Annotated in this window: 19 protein-coding genes; all 19 read left to right on the top strand. The window is 43.6% G+C overall.

Translation table 11 applies throughout. The features are described from left to right. Positions 1 to 453 precede the first annotated feature (453 nt). The 19 genes from metG to spoVT all read left to right on the top strand — a co-directional run bounded on the left by metG (position 454) and on the right by spoVT (position 20,423). Positions 454 to 2,427, top strand: coding sequence for a methionine--tRNA ligase (gene metG, locus CVD19_RS19255; protein ID WP_101584583.1), 1,974 nt, complete (start codon positions 454 to 456; stop codon positions 2,425 to 2,427). A gap of 335 nt (positions 2,428 to 2,762) precedes the next feature. Beyond that, entirely contained in the window at positions 2,763 to 3,530 is a 768-nt protein-coding gene (locus CVD19_RS19250; protein ID WP_101584580.1) for a TatD family hydrolase, read from the top strand. 228 nt (positions 3,531 to 3,758) lie between these two features. Then, entirely contained in the window at positions 3,759 to 4,943 is a 1,185-nt protein-coding gene (locus tag CVD19_RS19245; protein WP_101584620.1) for a G5 and 3D domain-containing protein, read from the top strand. Between the two features lie 206 nt (positions 4,944 to 5,149). After that, positions 5,150 to 5,710 (top strand): ribonuclease M5, encoded by a 561-nt coding sequence (gene rnmV, locus CVD19_RS19240; protein ID WP_101584577.1) that lies wholly within the window; start codon positions 5,150 to 5,152, stop codon positions 5,708 to 5,710. Further along, positions 5,703 to 6,584 (top strand): 16S rRNA (adenine(1518)-N(6)/adenine(1519)-N(6))-dimethyltransferase RsmA, encoded by an 882-nt coding sequence (gene rsmA, locus CVD19_RS19235; protein ID WP_101584574.1) that lies wholly within the window; start codon positions 5,703 to 5,705, stop codon positions 6,582 to 6,584. The genes rnmV and rsmA overlap by 8 nt, the downstream gene beginning before the upstream one ends. A gap of 163 nt (positions 6,585 to 6,747) precedes the next feature. Further along, positions 6,748 to 7,629 (top strand): sporulation peptidase YabG, encoded by an 882-nt coding sequence (yabG, locus tag CVD19_RS19230; protein WP_308314886.1) that lies wholly within the window; start codon positions 6,748 to 6,750, stop codon positions 7,627 to 7,629. 195 nt (positions 7,630 to 7,824) lie between these two features. Continuing rightward, positions 7,825 to 8,088, top strand: a complete 264-nt coding sequence (gene veg, locus CVD19_RS19225; protein ID WP_101584571.1) for a biofilm formation stimulator Veg — start codon at positions 7,825 to 7,827, stop codon at positions 8,086 to 8,088. A 176-nt stretch (positions 8,089 to 8,264) separates the two neighbouring features. After that, positions 8,265 to 8,444: a small, acid-soluble spore protein, alpha/beta type gene (locus tag CVD19_RS19220; protein ID WP_101584568.1), complete on the top strand. Its 180-nt coding sequence runs from the start codon at positions 8,265 to 8,267 to the stop codon at positions 8,442 to 8,444. Between the two features lie 290 nt (positions 8,445 to 8,734). Then, positions 8,735 to 9,604 carry a 4-(cytidine 5'-diphospho)-2-C-methyl-D-erythritol kinase gene (gene ispE, locus CVD19_RS19215; RefSeq protein WP_101584566.1) on the top strand — a complete coding sequence of 290 codons (870 nt, stop codon included), beginning with the start codon at positions 8,735 to 8,737 and terminating at the stop codon, positions 9,602 to 9,604. 55 nt (positions 9,605 to 9,659) lie between these two features. After that, complete coding sequence (gene purR / locus CVD19_RS19210) at positions 9,660 to 10,493, top strand: pur operon repressor (protein ID WP_101584564.1); 834 nt, start codon at positions 9,660 to 9,662, stop codon at positions 10,491 to 10,493. 39 nt (positions 10,494 to 10,532) lie between these two features. Further along, entirely contained in the window at positions 10,533 to 10,907 is a 375-nt protein-coding gene (locus CVD19_RS19205) for a RidA family protein (RefSeq protein ID WP_101584562.1), read from the top strand. Positions 10,908 to 11,127: 220 nt separating this feature from the next. Continuing rightward, complete coding sequence (spoVG, locus tag CVD19_RS19200; protein WP_101584560.1) at positions 11,128 to 11,418, top strand: septation regulator SpoVG; 291 nt, start codon at positions 11,128 to 11,130, stop codon at positions 11,416 to 11,418. 275 nt (positions 11,419 to 11,693) lie between these two features. After that, entirely contained in the window at positions 11,694 to 13,067 is a 1,374-nt protein-coding gene (gene glmU / locus CVD19_RS19195) for a bifunctional UDP-N-acetylglucosamine diphosphorylase/glucosamine-1-phosphate N-acetyltransferase GlmU (protein ID WP_101584558.1), read from the top strand. Between the two features lie 16 nt (positions 13,068 to 13,083). After that, on the top strand, positions 13,084 to 14,040 hold the full coding sequence (locus tag CVD19_RS19190; RefSeq protein WP_101584555.1) for a ribose-phosphate diphosphokinase: 957 nt from the start codon (positions 13,084 to 13,086) through the stop codon (positions 14,038 to 14,040). A gap of 161 nt (positions 14,041 to 14,201) precedes the next feature. Continuing rightward, complete coding sequence (locus tag CVD19_RS19185; RefSeq protein ID WP_101584553.1) at positions 14,202 to 14,840, top strand: 50S ribosomal protein L25/general stress protein Ctc; 639 nt, start codon at positions 14,202 to 14,204, stop codon at positions 14,838 to 14,840. 74 nt (positions 14,841 to 14,914) lie between these two features. Further along, positions 14,915 to 15,475 (top strand): aminoacyl-tRNA hydrolase, encoded by a 561-nt coding sequence (pth, locus tag CVD19_RS19180; RefSeq protein WP_101584550.1) that lies wholly within the window; start codon positions 14,915 to 14,917, stop codon positions 15,473 to 15,475. A 274-nt stretch (positions 15,476 to 15,749) separates the two neighbouring features. Then, a complete protein-coding gene (locus CVD19_RS19175; RefSeq protein WP_101584549.1) occupies positions 15,750 to 15,980 on the top strand; it encodes an anti-sigma-F factor Fin family protein in 231 nt (76 codons plus the stop codon). An 88-nt stretch (positions 15,981 to 16,068) separates the two neighbouring features. Further along, the gene (gene mfd, locus CVD19_RS19170) at positions 16,069 to 19,605 is read left to right on the top strand and encodes a transcription-repair coupling factor (protein ID WP_101584548.1); all 3,537 of its coding nucleotides are present in this window, start codon (positions 16,069 to 16,071) and stop codon (positions 19,603 to 19,605) included. A 281-nt stretch (positions 19,606 to 19,886) separates the two neighbouring features. Continuing rightward, a complete protein-coding gene (gene spoVT, locus CVD19_RS19165; protein ID WP_101584547.1) occupies positions 19,887 to 20,423 on the top strand; it encodes a stage V sporulation protein T in 537 nt (178 codons plus the stop codon). Positions 20,424 to 20,781 lie beyond the last annotated feature (358 nt).

Here is a 20,781-nt window from a genome sequence, read left to right as displayed (position 1 = left end):
TATATATCAAGGTTTGAGAATGTTTTTTTTATAAATACATAACGGAAATGCGACAACATCGATGTGAAAATCCGAAAAAATTATTTTACTTATAAAATATTTTTTTAAAAATTGCATGAATTTTCGACAAAATACTACAGGCTTCATCATTATGCCACAAGACTTTTTCGTGTGTATCATATACCCTGAATAAGTTGCACTCTTTCTTTTTTTTATGTATATTTTGTTGATATAAGAGGTTAAGCTGATTAGTAGTGTTATGGATGAATGGGGAATGTTGTTCTGGTGGCAGCCGAAAGATGCGTCCCCCGGCCCGCCAGCATTCTTGCAAAAAAGCTCTCGCCCTTGTTGGGAGGGCTTTTTTTAAACATTGCCTGGCTATCCTGTACAATAATCAAACTGATATAATTGCAATTATAAAATGCGTCTTTTGTGGAATAAGGAGTGAATTTGATGCAGGAAAAATTAAAGACTTTTTACCTTACCACCCCAATCTATTATCCAAGCGGAAATCTGCATATCGGCCACGCGTACACCACAGTGGCAGGGGATGCAATGGCCCGGTACAAACGGATGCGGGGCTATGATGTGATGTATTTGACAGGCACCGATGAGCATGGCCAGAAGATTCAGCGGAAAGCGGAAGAAGCTGGCATTACACCGCAGGAATATGTTGATGGAATCGTTTCTGGGATCAAGGAGCTTTGGGATAAGCTGGATATAACTTATGATAATTTTATCCGCACAACTGAAGACCGCCATAAGCAGGTTGTTGAAAAGTTATTTAAACAACTGCTTGATCAGGGGGACATCTATCTAGACCAATACGAAGGATGGTATTCAGTTCCGGATGAAACCTATTATACAGAGATCCAACTAGTTGATCCGATTATTGAAAATGGAAAGATTGTTGGCGGCAAAAGCCCGGATAGCGGCCATCCGGTGGAACTCGTGAAAGAAGAATCTTATTTTTTCAGGATGGGCAAATACGCTGACCGGCTGCTGAAGTATTATGAGGAAAACCCTGAGTTCATCCAGCCGGAATCCCGCAAAAATGAAATGATCAATAACTTTATCAAACCTGGGCTTGAGGACCTGGCTGTTTCGAGAACTACCTTCGACTGGGGAATAAAAGTTCCTGGAGACCCTAAACACGTGATTTACGTATGGATCGATGCTTTGTCGAACTATATTACAGCTTTAGGCTATGGCACTGAGGATGATGCCAAGTATTTGAACTATTGGCCCGCCGATGTTCATCTTGTCGGAAAAGAAATCGTGCGCTTCCACACCATCTATTGGCCAATAATGCTGATGGCCCTGGATGTCCCTCTTCCGAAAAAGGTCTTTGCTCACGGCTGGCTGCTGATGAAGGACGGGAAAATGTCGAAATCGAAGGGAAATGTCGTAGATCCTGTGACATTAATAGACCGCTATGGCCTGGATGCTTTACGGTATTATTTATTGCGGGAGGTACCATTTGGTTCTGATGGCGTCTTCACTCCGGAAGGCTTTGTTGACCGGATTAATTTTGACTTGGCCAACGACCTTGGCAATCTGTTAAACCGCACAATTGCCATGATCAATAAATATTTTGATGGTGTGATTCCTGCATACAGCAGCTCTGAAGGAGAATATGATAAACAGCTTCTTGAGGTAAACAGGAACACAATTGTAAAGTATGAAGAAGCGATGGAAAACATGGAATTCTCGGTTGCTCTCTCTGTTATATGGCAATTGGTCAGCCGCAGCAACAAATATATTGATGAAACCCAGCCGTGGACACTGGCCAAAGATGAAACAAGAAAAGCGCAACTCGCGAATGTAATGGTCCATCTTGCTGAGTCATTGCGCCAAATCGCAATCCTGCTGCAGCCGTTTTTAACAAGAACACCACAAAAAATCTTTGAGCAACTGAACACTCTCGATATATCTTTGACAAGCTGGGATAGTCTTGAAGCGTTTGGGGCCATTCCAGAAGGCACAAAGGTTGGAAAAGCAGAGCCGATATTCCCAAGGCTTGAAATACAGGAAGAAGTAGATTTTATTAAAGAAAAGATGCAGGGCGCTCTGCCGGCGAAAGAAGAAAAACCAGAACAAGCAGACGAAATAACGATCGATGATTTTATGAAAGTAGATTTAAGGGTAGCGGAAGTCATCCATGCAGAGCCTGTAAAAAAGGCTGATAAATTGTTAAAGCTTCAGCTGGATCTGGGATATGAAAAGCGGCAGGTTGTTTCAGGCATAGCACAGTTCTATAAGCCTGAGGATTTGATTGGACAAAGGGTAATATGTGTAACAAACTTAAAACCGGTGACCTTGCGCGGAGAACTATCGGAGGGGATGATCCTTGCAGGTTCAAAAGACGGGATGTTATCATTGGCAACCGTTGCCGATTCACTGCCCCTTGGAGCACGGGTAAAATAAATATAATGGAAAAACATAGAAATGTTTCATGTGTAACTAAAACGGGTAAACATTTCTATGTTTTCTTTTTTATAGGATTTTCTACCCACACCCTGTTGCCAAGTTGGTACATAGCTCACAGGCCGGACTGTTACCGATGTATGGTGTGTGAGCCAAAAGAGCACAAACTATAAAATATTTGACCGTTTTTATAATAAAAGTTATCATATCGACACATAATTTATGGCAACCTGCGAAAAATCCTGCCTTTGTAAAGTAATTTTTCAAAAAAGGGTTAAAATAAGACATAAATGCTTAACAGTGAAAGAAATATATAAAAGACTAAGGAGTTTCATATGCTTTTTGATACACATGTCCATTTAAATGCTGAACAGTTCCAGGAAGATTTACAGGAAGTGATCGACAGGGCGCTAAACGAAGGTGTTTCTACAATGGTTGTCGTGGGCTTCGACAGGCCTACCATCACTAAAGCAATCGAGCTTGCCGATACATATGATTTCATTTATGCGAGCGTAGGCTGGCATCCGGTAGACGCTGTTGATATGACAGCGGATGACCTCGTATGGCTAAGGGAATTATCCGGCCATCCTAAAGTAGTCGCCTTGGGAGAAATGGGATTGGATTATTACTGGGATAAATCTCCGAAGGAAATACAAAAAGAGGTTTTCAGGAAGCAAATCCAGCTGGCCAAAGAGGTTAAACTGCCCATTATCATACATAATCGTGACGCGACAGCAGACATAGTTGAAATATTGAAGGAAGAAGATGCAGCGGAGGTTGGCGGGATCATGCATTGCTATAGTGGCAGTGTAGAAATTGCCAGGGAATGTATCGATATGAATTTCTATATTTCGCTTGGAGGACCGGTTACTTTTAAAAATGCAAAAAAGCCAAAAGAAGTCGCAGAGTCAATCCCACTTGACAGGTTATTAATTGAAACAGACTGTCCATACTTAACGCCCCACCCTTACAGGGGAAAAAGAAACGAACCTGCTTATGTAAAGCTTGTCGCCGAGCAAATAGCACAGCTGAAAGGGATAACTTTAGAGGAAGTAGCCGAAAAAACAGCAAGCAATGCAAAAAAATTATTCGGCATTAAATGACAGGATTTATTGTCGATTCTTAATAGAGCTTGTCCTATTTTTTTCTAGTTCTAAAAAGTTCTACATATCTTTACGTTTACATATGATGACTGTGTCGAGAAGAATTGCTTTCCTTTTGCATATGTATCTTGCATAATATGGATTACGCGCGGAAAGCGGTCAAATTCGGCAACATAGTTTTAATAATCACTCCGAGAAAAGGAGGCGTTTTTCATCGTGCCATTAAACATGAAAAACCTGTTTTCCAAGTCTTCGAGTAAAAAGAAACTGGTGATTTTTTCTGCTAGTTTCCTAGTTTTTGCAGCGGCTCTCGGTTACTTCATGTATGAAGGGACGAAAAAAACTGTTGCACTGACACTGGATGGTGAAGATAAAGTCATCAAAACCCACGCAACAACGATTGAGGATATTTTTGAAGATCTCAATATCTCCATCCGCACAGAAGACTATTTATCGCTGGCAGCAGACACGAAGATTAAGGAAAACCTGAAAATTGTGTGGAAGCCGGCGAAGCAGGTACAGCTCGTACAGGATTCTAAAAAGAAGACTTATTGGACTTCAGCCGAAACAGTTGAAGATTTCCTGGAAGAGCAAAATATTGTTATCAACGAACACGACAAACTGACCCCTAAACCGGAAGCAAAGCTGAAAAAAGACATGAAGATTGCCGTTCAAAAAGCATTCCCGTTAAAACTTATCGATGGCGGCAAGGAACAACAGCTCTGGTCAACTTCGACTACGGTCGCTGACTTTTTAGCAAAGCAAGGGATTACACTTACCGAAATGGACCGTGTAGAACCTGAATTGAAACAGACAGTCACCGAAAATGCCGTGATAAACGTCATTCGAGTACAAAAAGTCACCGATGTAGTGGAAGAACCAATTAACTTTGCAATCGTTACGAAGCATGACCCGAACCTTGAAAAAGGAAAAGAAAAGGTTGAAACAGAAGGCAAGGAAGGCCTGTTGTCCAAACAGTTTGAAGTGATTCTGGAAAACGGCCAGGAAGTATCAAGAACGCTGGTCAGTGAAACGAAAGTCAGGGATAAACAGGATAAAGTCGTGGCAATGGGAACAAAGGTAATTACCCAGCAGGTGTCCCGCGGCACAACTGAAGTTTCAGGACAAGAATTATATGTCCATTCGACGGCCTATACCGCCGACTGTAACGGGTGCTCCGGCGTTACCGCAACAGGAATCAATTTACGGGCAAATCCCGGGATGAAAGTAATTGCGGTTGACCCGCGTGTGATTCCGCTAGGCACAAAGGTGTATGTTGAAGGTTATGGGTATGCGGTAGCTGCAGACACGGGCGGAGCAATCAAAGGGCACAAAATTGATGTGTTCCTGCCGAACAAGTCTGATGCGTATCGCTGGGGATCAAGGCGTGTCAAAATTACAATCCTGAAATAAATCTTAGATGCAGGGGAACCATCCTCTGCATTTTTTAATTTATGTCCTGGCCCATGTTTGGTAAAATGGATTGCGACTTGCGTTGTGCCGTTAAATTTAAGGTATACTAAAACGGACCGTTTACTTCTTATATTTGAATTATACTTATATAGACGCAGAATGTTTCAAAAATGTTTCAAGTTTTTTAAAATTTTTTCGGAGGAATCATGAAAATAAAAGAAATTATCGTTGTTGAAGGAAAAGATGATACAAGAGCAATCAAAAGGGCAATTGATGCAGATACCATCGAAACAAATGGATCTGCAATAAACGATGAAACCATCAACAAAATCAAGCTGGCCCAGGAAACGAGAGGAGTCATTGTTTTTACAGACCCTGACTATCCGGGTGAAAAAATCCGTAATACCATTTCCGAGCAGGTGCCGGGCTGTAAGCATGCTTTTATTTCAAAAGAACTGGCGTTGCAAAAGGCTGGCCGCGGTGTTGGGGTGGAACATGCTTCCCCGGAAGTAATCAGGGAAGCCCTGAAGGATGCCCAGTTCATGAATGAAGAAGGACCGGAGCAAATTACCCAGGATGACTTGATTGACGCAGGCCTTATTGGCGGCGAAAAATCGAAGGAAAGAAGAGAAAAATTGGGAAAGCTTCTGAAAATCGGTTATGCAAACGGTAAACAACTGCATAAAAGACTGAGGATGTTTCAGATAAGCAAACAGGATTTTGGGGCTGCAATCGCCGCGATCCGTCAGGAGGAACAAGATGCATAAAGATATAGCTACTCCCGCCCGCACAAGGGAAATCCTCGAAAAATACGGCTTTTCCTTTAAAAAAAGCTTAGGGCAGAATTTTTTAATTGATACAAATATATTAAAGAGGATAGTGGAGCATGCTGAATTGTCGGCGCATACGGGCGCCATTGAAATTGGACCTGGAATTGGCGCATTAACAGAACAGGTTGCAAGGAAAAGTAAAAAAGTTGTTGCTTTTGAAATTGACCAGCGCCTGCTGCCAATATTGGAGGATACACTGGCCCCTTATGGGAATACACGCATTGTTCACCAGGATGTCTTGAAAGCGGATCTTCAGGATATCATTCAAACTGAGTTTAAAGGCATAAAAGACATAATGGTAGTGGCAAATCTCCCATACTATGTAACGACTCCAATTATAATGAAGATATTAGAAGAAAAATTGCCGATACGTGGTATTGTCGTGATGCTGCAGAAGGAAGTTGCCGATCGGATATCAGCCAGTCCGGGGACAAAGGAATACGGCTCGCTCTCGATTGCTGTGCAGTACCACACCATTGCTGAAACGGTAATGATTGTCCCTAAGACGGTATTTGTGCCCCAGCCTAATGTTGATTCCGCGGTAATCAGGCTTACTTTGCGTGAAAAGCCTGCTGTAGCGGTCAAGGATGAAAATTTCTTTTTCCAGGTAACAAGAGCCAGCTTTGCCCAGAGGCGCAAAACAATTGTGAACAATTTATCAAGCCAGCTGCCAGACGGGAAACTTAAAAAAGACCAGATTATTAAAGCATTACATGCAGCGGGAATTGAAGAATCAAGAAGGGGAGAAACTCTTTCCATTCAAGAATTTGCCCGTCTAAGCGACCAGCTTTATCCGATTTTTATCCAATAAGCTGCAGCACCCATACTCCGCAATCTTGACCGGGCCCTGCCATAATCGGGCCTTTTTGCATTTTAAGGCAGACGCTTTGATGTTCACATGACTACAGGTTTCAGCATAGCCTATGAAAGGAACGACATTAAGAATGCCCTCCGAGGGCCTGCTTGGAGTGACGATGGTGAGCATTACCCTTATGGATATAGTCGGAAGGATTTCGTATAAATGCGATATCATGTTCAGGGTCATTGACTTAATAGAAGAGCACGGCAGGAAGACAGCCATTTTGTATGGGGAGGATTTTCGGCTGATCGCGGATGCGCCATATGAGGACCTGATTAAGATTGACCCTGGAATGCGAAGGCGGTTAACCCAGGAGTTTAGGTCACTGGAGGAACAATCTTACCATTTATTTCGACAGGACGTCGATTTGTTAAAGCAAAAGCAAGAATATGACGCAACTTCCGGTTACAGCAAATCCTTTAATTTTTTCCAAATGCCGGGAAGGGTGCTCCATGTGGATGGGGATTCAAACTATTTAAAAAAGTGCCTGTCATTATATGAGAAAATAGGTGTTCCGGTATATGGAATTCATTCTAACGAAAAAGAAATGCCTGCAAAAATAGGGAACCTGCTTGATTACTATCGGCCGGATATTCTTGTCATTACTGGACATGATGCTTATTCAAAATCAAAAGGAAGAATGGAAGACCTTAACGCTTACCGGCACTCCCGCCATTTCGCCCAGACGGTAAGGGAGGCCAGGAGGAAAATCCCCCACCTGGACCAGCTTGTCATATTTGCGGGTGCATGCCAGTCCCATTTTGAATCATTAATTCAGGCAGGCGCCAATTTTGCCAGTTCACCTTCCCGAGTTAATATCCATGCACTTGACCCTGTTTATATCGTGGCTAAAATCAGCTTTACACCTTTTATGGAGCGAATAAATGTTTGGGATGTGTTAAGAAATACCTTAACCGGTGAGAAAGGGCTTGGCGGCATTGAGACAAAAGGGGTATTGCGGACGGGGATGCCCTACAAAAAAATCATGGACGAATAAGCCGTAGTGATAACGGCTTTTTTTAATGGCAATACATAATTTGAATCAGTTAAGCTCAAAATAAATTTGTTGAAAAATAGAAGAAAAAGTAGATCGAAAAATATTGACAATCAATTTTGGTGACTGTTATAATTTATGTTTTTATTTGACGGAGATGTGTCAGCATGTTATACTTTACATAGTGAGGTGGACCGAATGCCAAAAACATTATCGGATATCAAAAAAGCTCTTGATTCAAATTTAGGAAAAAGACTTTTACTAAAGGCGAACGGTGGACGCAGAAAGACGATTGAGCGTTCGGGTGTACTAGCAGAAACCTATCCTTCTGTTTTCGTAATTGAACTGGACCAGGATGAAAATGCATTTGAAAGAGTATCGTACAGTTATGCGGATGTGCTGACAGAAACGGTACAAATTACCTTCTATGAGGATACAACAGGAAATATAGCTTTAAGTTAATCAATGGCTTAAGGCAAAAGCGGGCAGTGGACAATCGTTTACTGCTTTTTAATTTGCCTTTCTCACGAATAAATCCAATTGGCAGCATGAAAAGATCAGGATAAATTAGGGGCACATGAAAAGTGTCGCTCCAAAGGATAATAAAAAAACCGCGGTGACGAAAGGAGATGGTCACAGTGGGCAGAAGACGAGGCCTTATGTCTGACAGATTTAAAGAAGAGCTTGCCAGGGATCTCGGCTTTTATGATGTCGTCCAGCGGGAAGGCTGGGGCGGAATCAGGTCGAAGGACGCTGGGAATTTGGTGAAACGGGCTGTGGAACTGGCTCAGCAGCAGCTTATGAATCAAATGCGGTAATTCTTTCTGTAAGAACAAGTCTTTGCGGCTGCCTGACACAGCCTGTTCAGGGCTGATCAAATCAATTCAGCAGATTCATCGCGGTAAGCCGGGGTTTCTTCCCCGGCTTTTTGTATGCCTAAATAACAAATGATTTATTTGTGAAATGGCTATTTTCAGCGTTTCTTAAGTGATAAAATAGTGTATCTGTATGATAGTTCAGCGAAACAAGTCTTACTTTTGTGATTTTGTGGTAAAATAGGACAAAAAATGGGTTATTATTGTCGAATTACTTGAAGTAGGTGGAAGTATTGAAGCTTTTAGTGAAAGCACCGGCCAAAATCAATTTGTCTTTGGATGTATTACATAAACGTCCGGATGGTTATCATGAAGTGGAAATGATCATGACAACCATTGATTTAGCCGATCGAATAGAATTGGAGCTGCTCGAACAGGATGCAATCCTTATTAATTCCCACAATCGCTTTGTCCCCGATGACCAGCGCAATCTTGCTTATCAGGCTGCGCGGTTATTAAAGGAACGGTTTAACATAGACAAAGGCGTTTCGATTACAATTGAAAAAGCCATACCGGTCGCAGCCGGACTAGCCGGGGGCTCAAGCGATGCAGCTGCGGCCCTCAGAGGGTTAAACAAGTTGTGGAACCTCGGCTTGTCGATGGATGAACTTGCGCAACTTGGATCCGAGATAGGTTCGGATGTATCATTCTGTGTTTATGGGGGAACCGCGCTGGCGAAGGGTAGAGGAGAACTGATTGCCGAGCTTCCTCCTCCGCCGACATGCTGGGTCGTGCTTGCCAAGCCGTTTATCGGAGTGTCAACCGCGGAAGTATACCGAAGGCTGGATGTTAACGGGATAGGGCATCCGGATATAAACCGGATGATCTCCGCCATTAAGACCAATGATTTTGAAGGTGTCTGCAGCAGCGTGGGTAATGTGCTTGAGGACGTCACGCTTTCTCTTTACCCTGAGGTAGCCCAAATAAAAGAACAGATGAAACGTTTTGGAGCCGATGCAGTGTTGATGAGCGGCAGCGGACCTACTGTTTTTAGCCTCGTCAAGCATGATTCCAGAATGCACCGTATTTATAATGGGCTGAGAGGCTTTTGTGATCAGGTATTTGCGGTCCGCTTGCTGGGTGAGCGGCATACTCTTGATTAAATCCGTATATTAATGTTATATTATCGTTATAATATTCGGATTTTGGAGGTTTCCAATGAAATTTCGGCGTAGTGAACGTTTGATCGACATGACAAATTATCTTATGGAACATCCTCGCCAGTTAGTGCCACTGACGTATTTTGCTGAACGCTACGGTTCCGCTAAGTCTTCCATCAGTGAAGACCTTGGCATAATAAAAGAAACGTTCGAGCAAAGGGGCATCGGCATTTTACAAACGGTACCCGGTGCCGCGGGGGGAGTAAAATTTTACGTGAATGTCAGTGATGAGGATGCCAAAAAGTTTATTGATAAGCTTTGCTCCATTATGGCCAGCCCAGAGAGACTGCTGCCGGGCGGCTACTTATATATGACTGATATCCTGGGTGATCCTGCTATAGTCCAAAAAGTCGGACGCCTATTGGCTTCTGCTTTTGCTAAAGCCGATATTGATGTAGTCATGACTGTTGCTACAAAAGGAATTCCGCTTGCTTATGCAGTGGCAAGCCATCTTAATGTACCTGTCGTCATTGTCAGAAGGGACAGCAAAGTGACTGAAGGCTCGACTGTGAGCATTAATTATGTATCCGGTTCGGCAAAGAGGATACAGACAATGGTACTATCAAAACGAAGCCTGGCTGAAGGCTCGAAAGTTCTTATTGTGGATGACTTTATGAAGGCCGGGGGTACCGTAAACGGAATGATCAACCTTCTAGAGGAATTTAATGCTGTATTGGCTGGTATCGCTGTTCTTGTAGAGTCTGAAGACATCGAAGAAAGGCTGGTTGACGAATATTGGTCGCTTGTCCGCCTTTCTAATGTAGATGTGAAAGAAAAAAAGATCACCGTTTCTGAAGGGAATTACTTTTTAAAAACGAATTCTAATCATTAACTAAACTATTTGCTAAAAATGATGGATGAGGTGGATTAAGTGAAGATCGTACAAACAAACGGTGCGCCCGCAGCAATAGGACCCTACTCACAAGGGATTGTCGTAAATAATATGTTTTACAGTTCAGGACAAATTCCTTTAACGCCGGAAGGAAACATGGTCGAGGGCGACATTACAGCTCAGGCCCATCAAGTCTTTAAAAACCTCCAGGCAGTACTGGAGGAGGCAGGTGCTTCCTTAAACACAGTCGTCAAGGCTACAGTGTTTATAAAAAACATGGACGATTTTGTTCTCCTCAACGAAGTGTATCAGGAATATTTCAGCCAGCATAAACCAGCGCGTTCCACTGTTGAAGTTTCAAGGCTGCCCAAGGACGCCCTGGTAGAGATTGAAGTAGTTGCGCTCGTTAAATAACGGGCGTATTTTTTATACTTCTTCTTTTGCCTGGTACATTTGTCATTAGGAATTTTTCGCTATCAAAATGTTTGAAATTAACAGAAAATGCCCTCCTTGTTAAAAAATTCATCGATTTGCCCTATTTTTTTAAAAAATATTTATATTTAAGCAGGAAATTGGAAATGATTGTGGAATTAAATAACTAGATTTTTATCTATTTGTAAAGGTGGTGAACAAAATGGAAGTAACTGACGTAAGATTGCGCCGCGTTAATACAGATGGACGGATGAGAGCGATTGCATCAATCACTCTTGATCATGAATTTGTTGTCCATGACATTCGTGTCATAGATGGCAATAACGGCTTATTTGTTGCTATGCCAAGCAAACGGACACCTGACGGAGAGTTTCGTGATATAGCCCACCCGATCAATTCGGGAACACGCGGCAAAATACAGGAAGCTGTTCTGGCAGAATACCACCGGCTTGGTGAAATGGAAGTTGAATTTGAAGAAGCTGGAGCTTCTTAAGTAATATAAACAAAACAACGAGGGCCTACTTCATAAGTAAGGCTCTTTTATTGTTTAAAGCGCTTCCAGATGTTTTCACGAAGTTGAAAAGCTGGTCCTCTATATTAGTTGATTCCCCGGCCTGCTCCTGAATAAACCCTTTCAGTCATACGTTATTCCATCCTCACGCTACAATCTTAATTGACAGATAATTGTACGTATTCCACATATCTTGAAATGAGCGGCTATTTAAGATATATTCGTAATGGATAAAAAGGTAAATTGGAGGCCTGCAAATGTCTAACCGTTATGCCATTATTTTAGCCGCCGGCCAGGGAACGAGAATGAAATCCAAGCTTTATAAAGTTCTTCATCCTGTTTGCGGCAAACCAATGGTCCAGCACGTTGTCGATCAAGTACAAAGCCTTAACATAAACGAGATAGTTGCAATCGTTGGGCATGGGGCGGAGGCAGTGAAAGCCCGGCTCGGCGAGAACATTAAATATGCACTGCAGCCTGAACAGCTCGGCACTGCTCATGCCGTACTTCAATCCAGGGACATGCTCCAGGGAAAAGAAGGCGTTACTCTTGTTGTTTGCGGGGATACTCCTCTCATTAAAGCAGAAACAATGGAGCAGCTCATAAGCCATCATGAAGAAACAAATGCCAAGGCTACAATCCTGACGGCGATTGCTGAAAACCCCGCTGGCTATGGAAGAATCATCAGGAACGAGAGCGGTTTTGTTGAAAAGATAGTTGAACATAAAGATGCCACGGAAGAAGAACGGACCATTCCAGAAATCAATACTGGCACATATTGTTTTGATAACAAAGCACTTTTTGAGGCAATCCAGCAAGTTTCGAATGACAATGTCCAGGGCGAATACTATTTGCCGGATGTGATTGAAATCCTGAAAAATCAAGGTGAAGCGGTGTCAGCCTATGTAACGGACAGCTTTGAGGAGACCCTTGGGGTTAACGACCGGGTTGCGCTGGCAGAGGCTGAACGGATCATGAGAAAACGGATCAATGAACTCCATATGAGAAATGGTGTCACTTTAATTGATCCGGATAACACTTATTTGGGTGCAGATGTGACGATCGGCCAGGATACAGTCATTCTTCCAGGGACAACCATTACCGACGGAGCTGTGATAGGCACTGAATGCATCATTGGCCCAAACAGTGAAATTAGCCATTGTGAAATTGGGGATAATACGGTTATCCGCCAATCTGCCGCATTCGACAGTAAAATTGGATCCCATGTAAATATTGGGCCATTTGCCCATATTCGGCCTGATTCACATATTGGGGACGATGTGAAGATCGGCAACTTTGTAGAGATCAAGAAAGCGGTAATTGGCAACGGCAGCAAGGCCTCCCATTTAAGCTATATCGGTGATGCAGAAGTTGGGGAAGATGTAAATATCGGCTGTGGATCAATTACAGTCAATTATGACGGTAAAAATAAGTATCTGACAAAAATAGAAGACGGGGTATTCATCGGTTGCAATTCAAACCTTGTCGCACCAGTCACAATCGGTAAAGGTGCATATGTTGCCGCGGGTTCTACGATTACTGAAGACGTTCCCGGGGATGCCCTGTCAATTGCGCGTGCACGGCAAGTCAATAAAGAAAATTATGTAGAACAGCTCAATTTCAAGAAATAACTCCCTGGAGGTCCATATGTCGAACCAGTATTTAGATCCAAATTTAAAAGTATTTACACTCAATTCAAACGAGGCACTGGCCGCAGAAATTGCAAAAGTAATTGGCGTTGAGCTGGGCAAGTGCTCTGTCTCACGTTTCAGCGACGGGGAGATCCAGATTAACATTGAAGAAAGCATTCGCGGATGCGACGTGTTTGTCATCCAGTCTACGAGCGGTCCTGTAAATGAACATATCATGGAGCTCTTGATCATGATTGATGCTTTAAAACGCGCGTCTGCCAAAACAATCAATATCGTAATGCCATATTACGGCTATGCGCGCCAGGACCGGAAAGCGAGATCCAGGGAACCTATCACAGCCAAGCTTGTTGCAAATCTGCTTGAAACTGCCGGTGCGACCCGTGTCATTACGCTTGACCTTCATGCACCCCAAATTCAAGGATTCTTTGATATTCCAATCGACCACTTAATGGGTGTGCCAATCCTTGCTGATTACTTTACAAACAAAGCAGTGGACGGTGACATTGTTATCGTTTCACCTGATCACGGAGGAGTGACCCGTGCCCGTAAATTGGCGGAAAGGCTGAAAGCGCCGATTGCCATCATTGATAAGCGCCGTCCGAGGCCGAATGTTGCTGAAGTCATGAATATTGTAGGAAATATTGATGGGAAAGTAGCCATATTAATCGATGATATCATCGATACGGCAGGAACGATTACCCTTGCCGCTAATGCGCTTGTTGAAAACGGGGCATTGGAGGTTTTGGCATGCTGTACACATCCAGTCCTTTCGGGACCTGCCATTGAACGCATTCAAAACTCAAAAATTAAGGAACTGGTTGTTACAAATTCTATTCTATTGCCAGAGGAAAAGCGAATTGACAAAATCGTTGAGTTATCTGTCGCGCCATTGATTGGTGAAGCAATCATCCGTGTGCACGAAGAGCAGTCCGTAAGTACTTTGTTTGACTGATAAATTGAAACAGGCTTGCCTTCATCAAAGGCAGGCCTCGAGTGCTTGCAAAAAAACTGATTAACTGGCAGAACTTAGCCAGAACGTTTAGACCTTCCTGTTTTGGGGCATTTTTTATAAAGAGAGGCCTTAGAACTTATTAATTGGAAGGGGACATGAAGATGAGTGCAGTTTTACAGGCGAAAGAACGAAAAGCATTCCGGAATTCTGAGTTAAGGAAGCTGCGGGAACAAGGGAATATTCCGGCAGTGGTTTATGGCAAAAATACGGAAAGCAGACCAGTTTATATAAACGGTGCTGATTTTATTAAAACGATCCGTGAGGTTGGCAGAAATGGAATCATTTCTTTGGATATTAACGGGAACCCCAAAAACGTAATGCTCACCAACTATCAGCAGGATTCAATTAAACGCGAAATACTTCATGCCGATTTTCTTGCGGTGGATATGTCTACAGAACTTAGCGCCAGCGTCCGCGTGGTTCTCATAGGCGATGCTGCAGGAGTGAAGGATGGAGGCGTCATGCAGCAGCCGGTGCACGAACTGACTATCACTGCGACGCCGGCTAACATCCCATCGACAATTGAAGTAGATGTGTCGAACCTCCAGGTCGGGGAAAACCTTACGGTGGCAGACATTCAATCAGGAGGGGCCGATTACAGCATCAGCGAAGATGAAACAACGGTGCTTGTTTCGATTCTCCCTCCGAAGCAGGAAGAAGAGATCAGTTCAGGCGAACAGCAAGAGCCTGGAACTCCTGAAAATGAAGAAGGCAGAGAAACAGACGCAAGTGAAACTTAATAAGGAGGCGTAACCTTTTAGGGTTACGTCTTTTACAATTCTTGTGGCCGAAGATTAAATGAGGTGCTGGCAGAATGAAATTAATTGTGGGACTGGGGAATCCTGGGAAGCAATATGAAAAAACGAGGCATAATATAGGTTTTGAAGTGATTGATGCGCTTTCCGGCCGATTGAATATTCCTTTAAACCAGGCAAAATTCAAAGGGGTTTTTGGCATCGGCAACATGAGCGGTGAAAAGGTACTCCTGCTTAAACCCCTGACTTATATGAACTTGTCCGGAGAGTCGATCAGGGCTGTAATGGACTATTATGATATTGGACTGGAGGAGCTTGCAGTCATATATGATGACCTTGATTTGCCGGTCGGAAAAATCAGGCTTAGGCAAAAGGGCAGCGCAGGGGGGCATAACGGAATCAAATCGACGATCGCCCACCTTGGTTCACAATCTTTTAACCGCATCAGGGTTGGAATTGGCCGTCCTGTTACACCGATGCCGATTACTGACTATGTGCTCGGGCGCTTTGCCAAAGAGGAACAGGCAGCAATCGAACAGGTGGTAAAGCATTGTGCCGACGCATGTGAGGCATGGCTGAAGAAACCCTTTCTTGATGTGATGAATACGTATAATCAGTAAACATATATTTTATTGTGATAATATAATTCAGATAAAGGACTTTGAAAATTGTCCAGCTCCAGCGGCTAGTGTCCTTCACTCTCCGCCCTACGATAAGTCAACATCGAATCGCCTATGGCACTTCGTGTTTCCTGTATCTCGGTTGGAGTGCTCCAGGCCATACGCCGCTGAACAGGGCGCTTGCGCTTTTCTTACAACATAAAATGGACATATGCATAAGTTTCTCCCAAAAAGCTCATAATATTAGTAATTGCACATTTTGGGAGGGACAGGCATGGCGATTCATTATTTTTGCCGGCACTGCGGGGTAAAAATCGGCTCCTTGCACAGAATGTCTGTGCACGCAGACCACCTCGGGATCCATAAGCTGACAGACGAAGAACGGCATGATATGGTTACTTATGAAAATACGGGTGACATTCATATAAAGTCTATATGCGAAGACTGCCAGGAAGCGCTGGAACGAAATCCGGATTTACATGAACACGACTATTTAATCCATTAACAAGCTTTGGAATTTAATCCAAAGCATTTTTCTGTTTATATTCTTGGAAAGATATGGAGAGGTTCCATATAGAGAGGGAGAGGTAAGGATGCAAGGGCTAAAAACTATTTTTAGTCAACAGGATGATGTCCATTCCATTATAAGTGGCGTGGAAGAAGGGTTAAGGGAACAGCTAGTGGCGGGCCTGTCCGGCTCGGCACGGACTGTTTTCCTGGCCGCTTTGTACGAACAGACAAAAAGGCCTGTCCTGCTGGTGACCCATAATCTTTTACAAGCTCAAAAGCTTTACGATGATATGTCTAATCTGGTAGGCGAAGATGAAGTATTTTTATATCCGGCAAACGAATTGATTGCGGCAGAAATCAGCATCGCCAGCCCCGAGCTGAGGGCACAGCGGATAGAGGCGCTGGATTACTGGAGCAGCAAGGGAAATGGAATCATCATTGTGCCTATGGCCGGGTTAAGAAAGATTGTTCCTCCAAAGCATATATGGTCCAAATTTCAGATCACATTTAAAGTGGGCGAGGAAATTGATCTGGACGAACAGCTTCTTCATTTTGTGAGTATGGGCTACTCCCGTTCCGACATGGTCTCGGCTCCCGGGGAGTTCAGTGTAAGAGGAGGAATTATCGATATTTATCCTCTTACGTATGCGGACCCTTTAAGAATAGAGCTTTTCGACACAGAAGTAGATTCGATCAGGTCCTTTTCTTTGGACGATCAACGTTCGAAAGATAAGCATGAAGCGGTTACGATAGGACCGGCAACAGAAACTCCGGTCGGAGCAGAGGATTTAAGCAGGCTGGTTGAACATTTGGAGGACGGGCTGGCCAAAAGCCTGCAAAAACTTAATAATGATAAAGCTAAAACCCTCATGGCCCAGAATGTAGGCTATGAGCTTGAACAGTTAAGAAACGGGCAAAAACCCGATCAAATGTTTAAATACTTATCGCTTGCATATAAAAGCACCGAAAGTTTAATAGATTACTTGCCAGAAGGCGGATTTATTTTTATAGATGAAATCAGCAGGGTCCAGGAAATGAATGATTCCCTGAATAAAGAGGAAGCAGAGTGGTATACAAGCCTGTTAAGCGAAGGCCAGATTATACACGATGTGAAAATGTCCCACCATCTTCCTGACCTGATTCATAAATCGCGGCGACCGGTCGTGTACATGTCGCTGTTTTTAAGGCATGTCCCAAACACGAATCCGCAAAATATCATCAACATTTCATGCAAACCGATGCAAAATTTCCACGGCCAGATGCATGTATTGAAGGCTGAAATCGACCGTTGGAAGAAAGGGAATTTTTCAATTCTTTTGTTGGGCCCTGATGGTGAAAGGGTCAAAAAACTTGAAAGAGTGCTCGAAGACTATGATATTGATGCATCGGTCATTAATAGGCAGCAAATGCTTTCGCCAGGAAAGGCCCAAATCGGCGCAGGCAGTTTGAATACCGGCTTTGAATTGCCGATCCAGAAAATCGCTGTCATCACAGAAGAAGAACTGTTCAACAAAAAAGTGAAACAACCACCCCGCCGCCAAAAGCTTTCAAATGCAGAACGCATCAAGAGCTATTCGGAGCTGCGAATTGGGGATTATGTTGTCCACGTCAATCACGGTATTGGGAAATACCTCGGGATTGAGACACTCTTAATAAACGGGGTCCATAAGGATTATCTTAATATACGGTACCAAGGGACAGATCAGCTGTACGTTCCAGTAGAACAAATCGACCTTGTGCAGAAATTTGTAGGCTCGGAGGGCAAGGAACCCAAAATCTATAAGCTCGGAGGCAGCGACTGGAAACGGGTGAAAAGCAAGGTACAATCGTCGGTTCAAAATATCGCCGATGACCTAATAAAGCTGTACGCGGAGCGAGAATCAAGCGTAGGCTATGCCTTTTCACCGGACGGTGATATGCAAAGGGAGTTTGAAACTTCATTCCCGTATCAGGAGACAGAGGATCAGCTGCGCTCCATTCATGAAATCAAGAAAGACATGGAACGTGAACGCCCAATGGACCGGCTTCTTTGCGGTGATGTTGGCTATGGGAAAACCGAGGTGGCGATCAGGGCGGCATTTAAAGCGATCGCGGACGGCAAACAAGTCGCTTTTCTTGTTCCAACAACGATTTTAGCCCAACAGCATTTTGAAACGATGAGAGAAAGATTTCAGGATTATCCCGTTGAAATCGGCTTGTTGAGCAGGTTCCGCACAAGAAAACAGCAGACTGAAACAATTAAAGGCCTAAAAGCAGGAACAGTGGATATCGTGGTCGGAACCCACAGGCTATTATCCAAGGAGATATCCTACAGGGATCTCGGCTTACTGATCATTGATGAAGAGCAGCGGTTTGGCGTCACCCATAAGGAGAAAATCAAGCAGTTAAAAACCAACGTTGATGTTTTAACCTTGACTGCTACACCGATTCCAAGGACGCTTCATATGTCCATGCTCGGTGTCCGGGATTTATCAGTCATCGAAACACCTCCAGAAAACCGGTTCCCAGTCCAGACTTATGTGATGGAGTACAATGGAGGCCTTGTCCGAGAGGCCATTGAACGAGAGCTCGCCAGGGACGGACAGGTTTATTTTCTGTACAACCGGGTCGAGGACATCGAAAGGAAAGCTGAAGAAATTTCGATGCTGGTCCCTGATGCCAGGGTCGCCTATGCCCACGGCCGTATGACCGAAAATGAACTGGAATCTGCCATGCTCGGTTTCCTTGAAGGAGAATTCGACGTTCTCGTCAGCACGACGATTATTGAAACAGGTGTTGATATACCAAATGTCAACACACTGATTGTGTTCGATGCTGACAAAATGGGACTGTCCCAGCTTTACCAGCTTAGAGGCAGGGTCGGACGTTCAAACCGGGTGGCCTATGCATACTTCACATACCGGAAGGACAAGGTGCTGACTGAAGTTGCTGAAAAGCGGCTGCAGGCCATCAAGGAATTCACTGAACTTGGATCCGGATTCAAAATTGCCATGCGTGACTTATCGATCCGCGGGGCAGGCAATCTCCTGGGAGCCGAACAGCACGGCTTCATCGATTCAGTCGGGTTTGATTTGTACTCGCAAATGTTGAAGGAGGCCATAGAAGAAAGAAAGGCAGGACCAGAGATTGTTAAAAGGCCTTTGCTTGAAATAGACCTTGAAATAGATGCATATATACCAGATTCCTACATTTCTGACGGGCATCAAAAAATTGAGATGTACAAACGCTTCCGTGGCATTACACTTTTAAAGGATATTGAAGAACTGCAGGATGAGATGACAGACAGGTTTGGAGACTATCCTGACGAGGTCGCTTATTTATTTAAAATAGCAGAACTGAAGGTTTACGCTGAAACTGCAGGGGTTGAAGCGATCAAGCAGATGAAGCAGGAGGTTAATATTTTATTGTCAGAAGAAGCAAGCAATGAAATTGACGGGCAGAAGATTTTCAAGATCTCAAGCCAGCACCGCAAAACGGTCGGATTGGGAATGGAAGGCAAAAAATTGAAAATGGTCATCCATACAAAGGGATTGGATCAAAGCAAGCTTCTCGATGTAGCGTTTGACATGATTAAGGGGCTTCACGACTCAAAGAGGGAACATAGTAATCCTGTATCGTAACTTAACGGAAAGTTCTTTGTAATGCAAATGTAAAATTGGAAAGTGTTTCAAATAAGAAAGACAAGGGTAATTCAAAGGTGCAGGCATTTTTTCTGGAAAGTTTATCCGTATTTGCCACCTTTATGCCCCTAGATAGAAAATATTCTTGCATGTGTATAGAACTTTCCATATGAAAGATACTAAGTTCAATCTTGGTAATGATTATCAATCAGTTCCAGCAATTATCATTAGGATCGTCATTACTGAAAAAAATCATCAGATGAAAGTGAGGCAACGTTGAGATGAAAGCAACTGGTATTGTTCGTCGAATCGATGATTTGGGCCGTGTCGTCATTCCTAAAGAAATCAGGAGAACGCTGCGCATACGTGAAGGAGATCCCCTGGAAATATTCGTTGACCGTGATGGGGAGGTCATTCTAAAAAAATATTCTCCAATCAGCGAGTTAAGCGATTTTGCAAAAGAATATGCAGAAGCATTATACGACAGTCTTGGAAATCCTGTACTGATCTGTGACAGAGATACTTATATTGCGGTTGCGGGCGGTTCCAAAAAGGATTACTTGAATAAAAACATAAGTGAACTTGTTGAAAAAACGATGGAGGACCGCGGGTCCATCATTATGAACCAGCCAGGTACAGTGGCCCTCATAGATGGAATTGACGAGTCACTGTCTTCCTATACAATCGGGCCAATCATCGCCAATGGCGACCCAATTGGTGCCGTCATCATTTTCTCCAAAGAGGGAACCCTTGGGGATGTGGAGCAAAAAGCCGTTGAAACTGCTGCAGGATTCCTGGCAAGACAAATGGAGCAATAATACTCGTCCGGATATCCTGGCGAATGGAAGAAAACATATTGAAGAACGAACGGCAGCTATCCGGGCTGCCTTTTTGCTGTACATATAAAAGTAAAGCGGGCTTTTCCATTGGACTGCGTTCGCCGTGGCTTGCCAATCGGCGAGTTTTCTTTGCACTTTGAGGAAGAATAAATTGGCAGCAGGGCAGAAAATTCGACGTAGGAGCCAATTTTAGGAACAAAGTGTAAGTGCAACTACGCCTCTGTCTTCGCCCTAAGGGGCTCGCCAATCGGCGAGTTTTCTTTGCACTTTGAGGAAGAATAAATTGGCAGCAGGGCAGAAAATTCGACGTAGGAGCCAATTTTAGGAACAAAGTGTA

The organism is Bacillus sp. T33-2 (genome assembly GCF_002860205.1).
GTDB lineage: Bacteria > Bacillota > Bacilli > Bacillales > Cytobacillaceae > T33-2.
The sequence above is the reverse complement of the archived record's forward strand: the minus strand, read 5'-3'. Positions and strand labels throughout refer to the sequence as shown.

What these genes read in the sequence shown, in the direction of transcription:
- spoVG (WP_101584560.1), top strand. Translation starts at nt 11,128, where the DNA reads ATGGAAGTAACTGACGTAAGATTGCGCCGCGTTAATACAGATGGACGG.
- CVD19_RS19250 (WP_101584580.1), top strand. Translation starts at nt 2,763, where the DNA reads ATGCTTTTTGATACACATGTCCATTTAAATGCTGAACAGTTCCAGGAA.
- CVD19_RS19175 (WP_101584549.1), top strand. Translation starts at nt 15,750, where the DNA reads ATGGCGATTCATTATTTTTGCCGGCACTGCGGGGTAAAAATCGGCTCC.
- mfd (WP_101584548.1), top strand. Translation starts at nt 16,069, where the DNA reads ATGCAAGGGCTAAAAACTATTTTTAGTCAACAGGATGATGTCCATTCC.
- rsmA (WP_101584574.1), top strand. Translation starts at nt 5,703, where the DNA reads ATGCATAAAGATATAGCTACTCCCGCCCGCACAAGGGAAATCCTCGAA.
- yabG (WP_308314886.1), top strand. Translation starts at nt 6,748, where the DNA reads ATGGTGAGCATTACCCTTATGGATATAGTCGGAAGGATTTCGTATAAA.
- rnmV (WP_101584577.1), top strand. Translation starts at nt 5,150, where the DNA reads ATGAAAATAAAAGAAATTATCGTTGTTGAAGGAAAAGATGATACAAGA.
- CVD19_RS19190 (WP_101584555.1), top strand. Translation starts at nt 13,084, where the DNA reads ATGTCGAACCAGTATTTAGATCCAAATTTAAAAGTATTTACACTCAAT.
- metG (WP_101584583.1), top strand. Translation starts at nt 454, where the DNA reads ATGCAGGAAAAATTAAAGACTTTTTACCTTACCACCCCAATCTATTAT.
- CVD19_RS19245 (WP_101584620.1), top strand. Translation starts at nt 3,759, where the DNA reads ATGAAAAACCTGTTTTCCAAGTCTTCGAGTAAAAAGAAACTGGTGATT.
- veg (WP_101584571.1), top strand. Translation starts at nt 7,825, where the DNA reads ATGCCAAAAACATTATCGGATATCAAAAAAGCTCTTGATTCAAATTTA.
- purR (WP_101584564.1), top strand. Translation starts at nt 9,660, where the DNA reads ATGAAATTTCGGCGTAGTGAACGTTTGATCGACATGACAAATTATCTT.
- pth (WP_101584550.1), top strand. Translation starts at nt 14,915, where the DNA reads ATGAAATTAATTGTGGGACTGGGGAATCCTGGGAAGCAATATGAAAAA.
- glmU (WP_101584558.1), top strand. Translation starts at nt 11,694, where the DNA reads ATGTCTAACCGTTATGCCATTATTTTAGCCGCCGGCCAGGGAACGAGA.
- CVD19_RS19185 (WP_101584553.1), top strand. Translation starts at nt 14,202, where the DNA reads ATGAGTGCAGTTTTACAGGCGAAAGAACGAAAAGCATTCCGGAATTCT.
- spoVT (WP_101584547.1), top strand. Translation starts at nt 19,887, where the DNA reads ATGAAAGCAACTGGTATTGTTCGTCGAATCGATGATTTGGGCCGTGTC.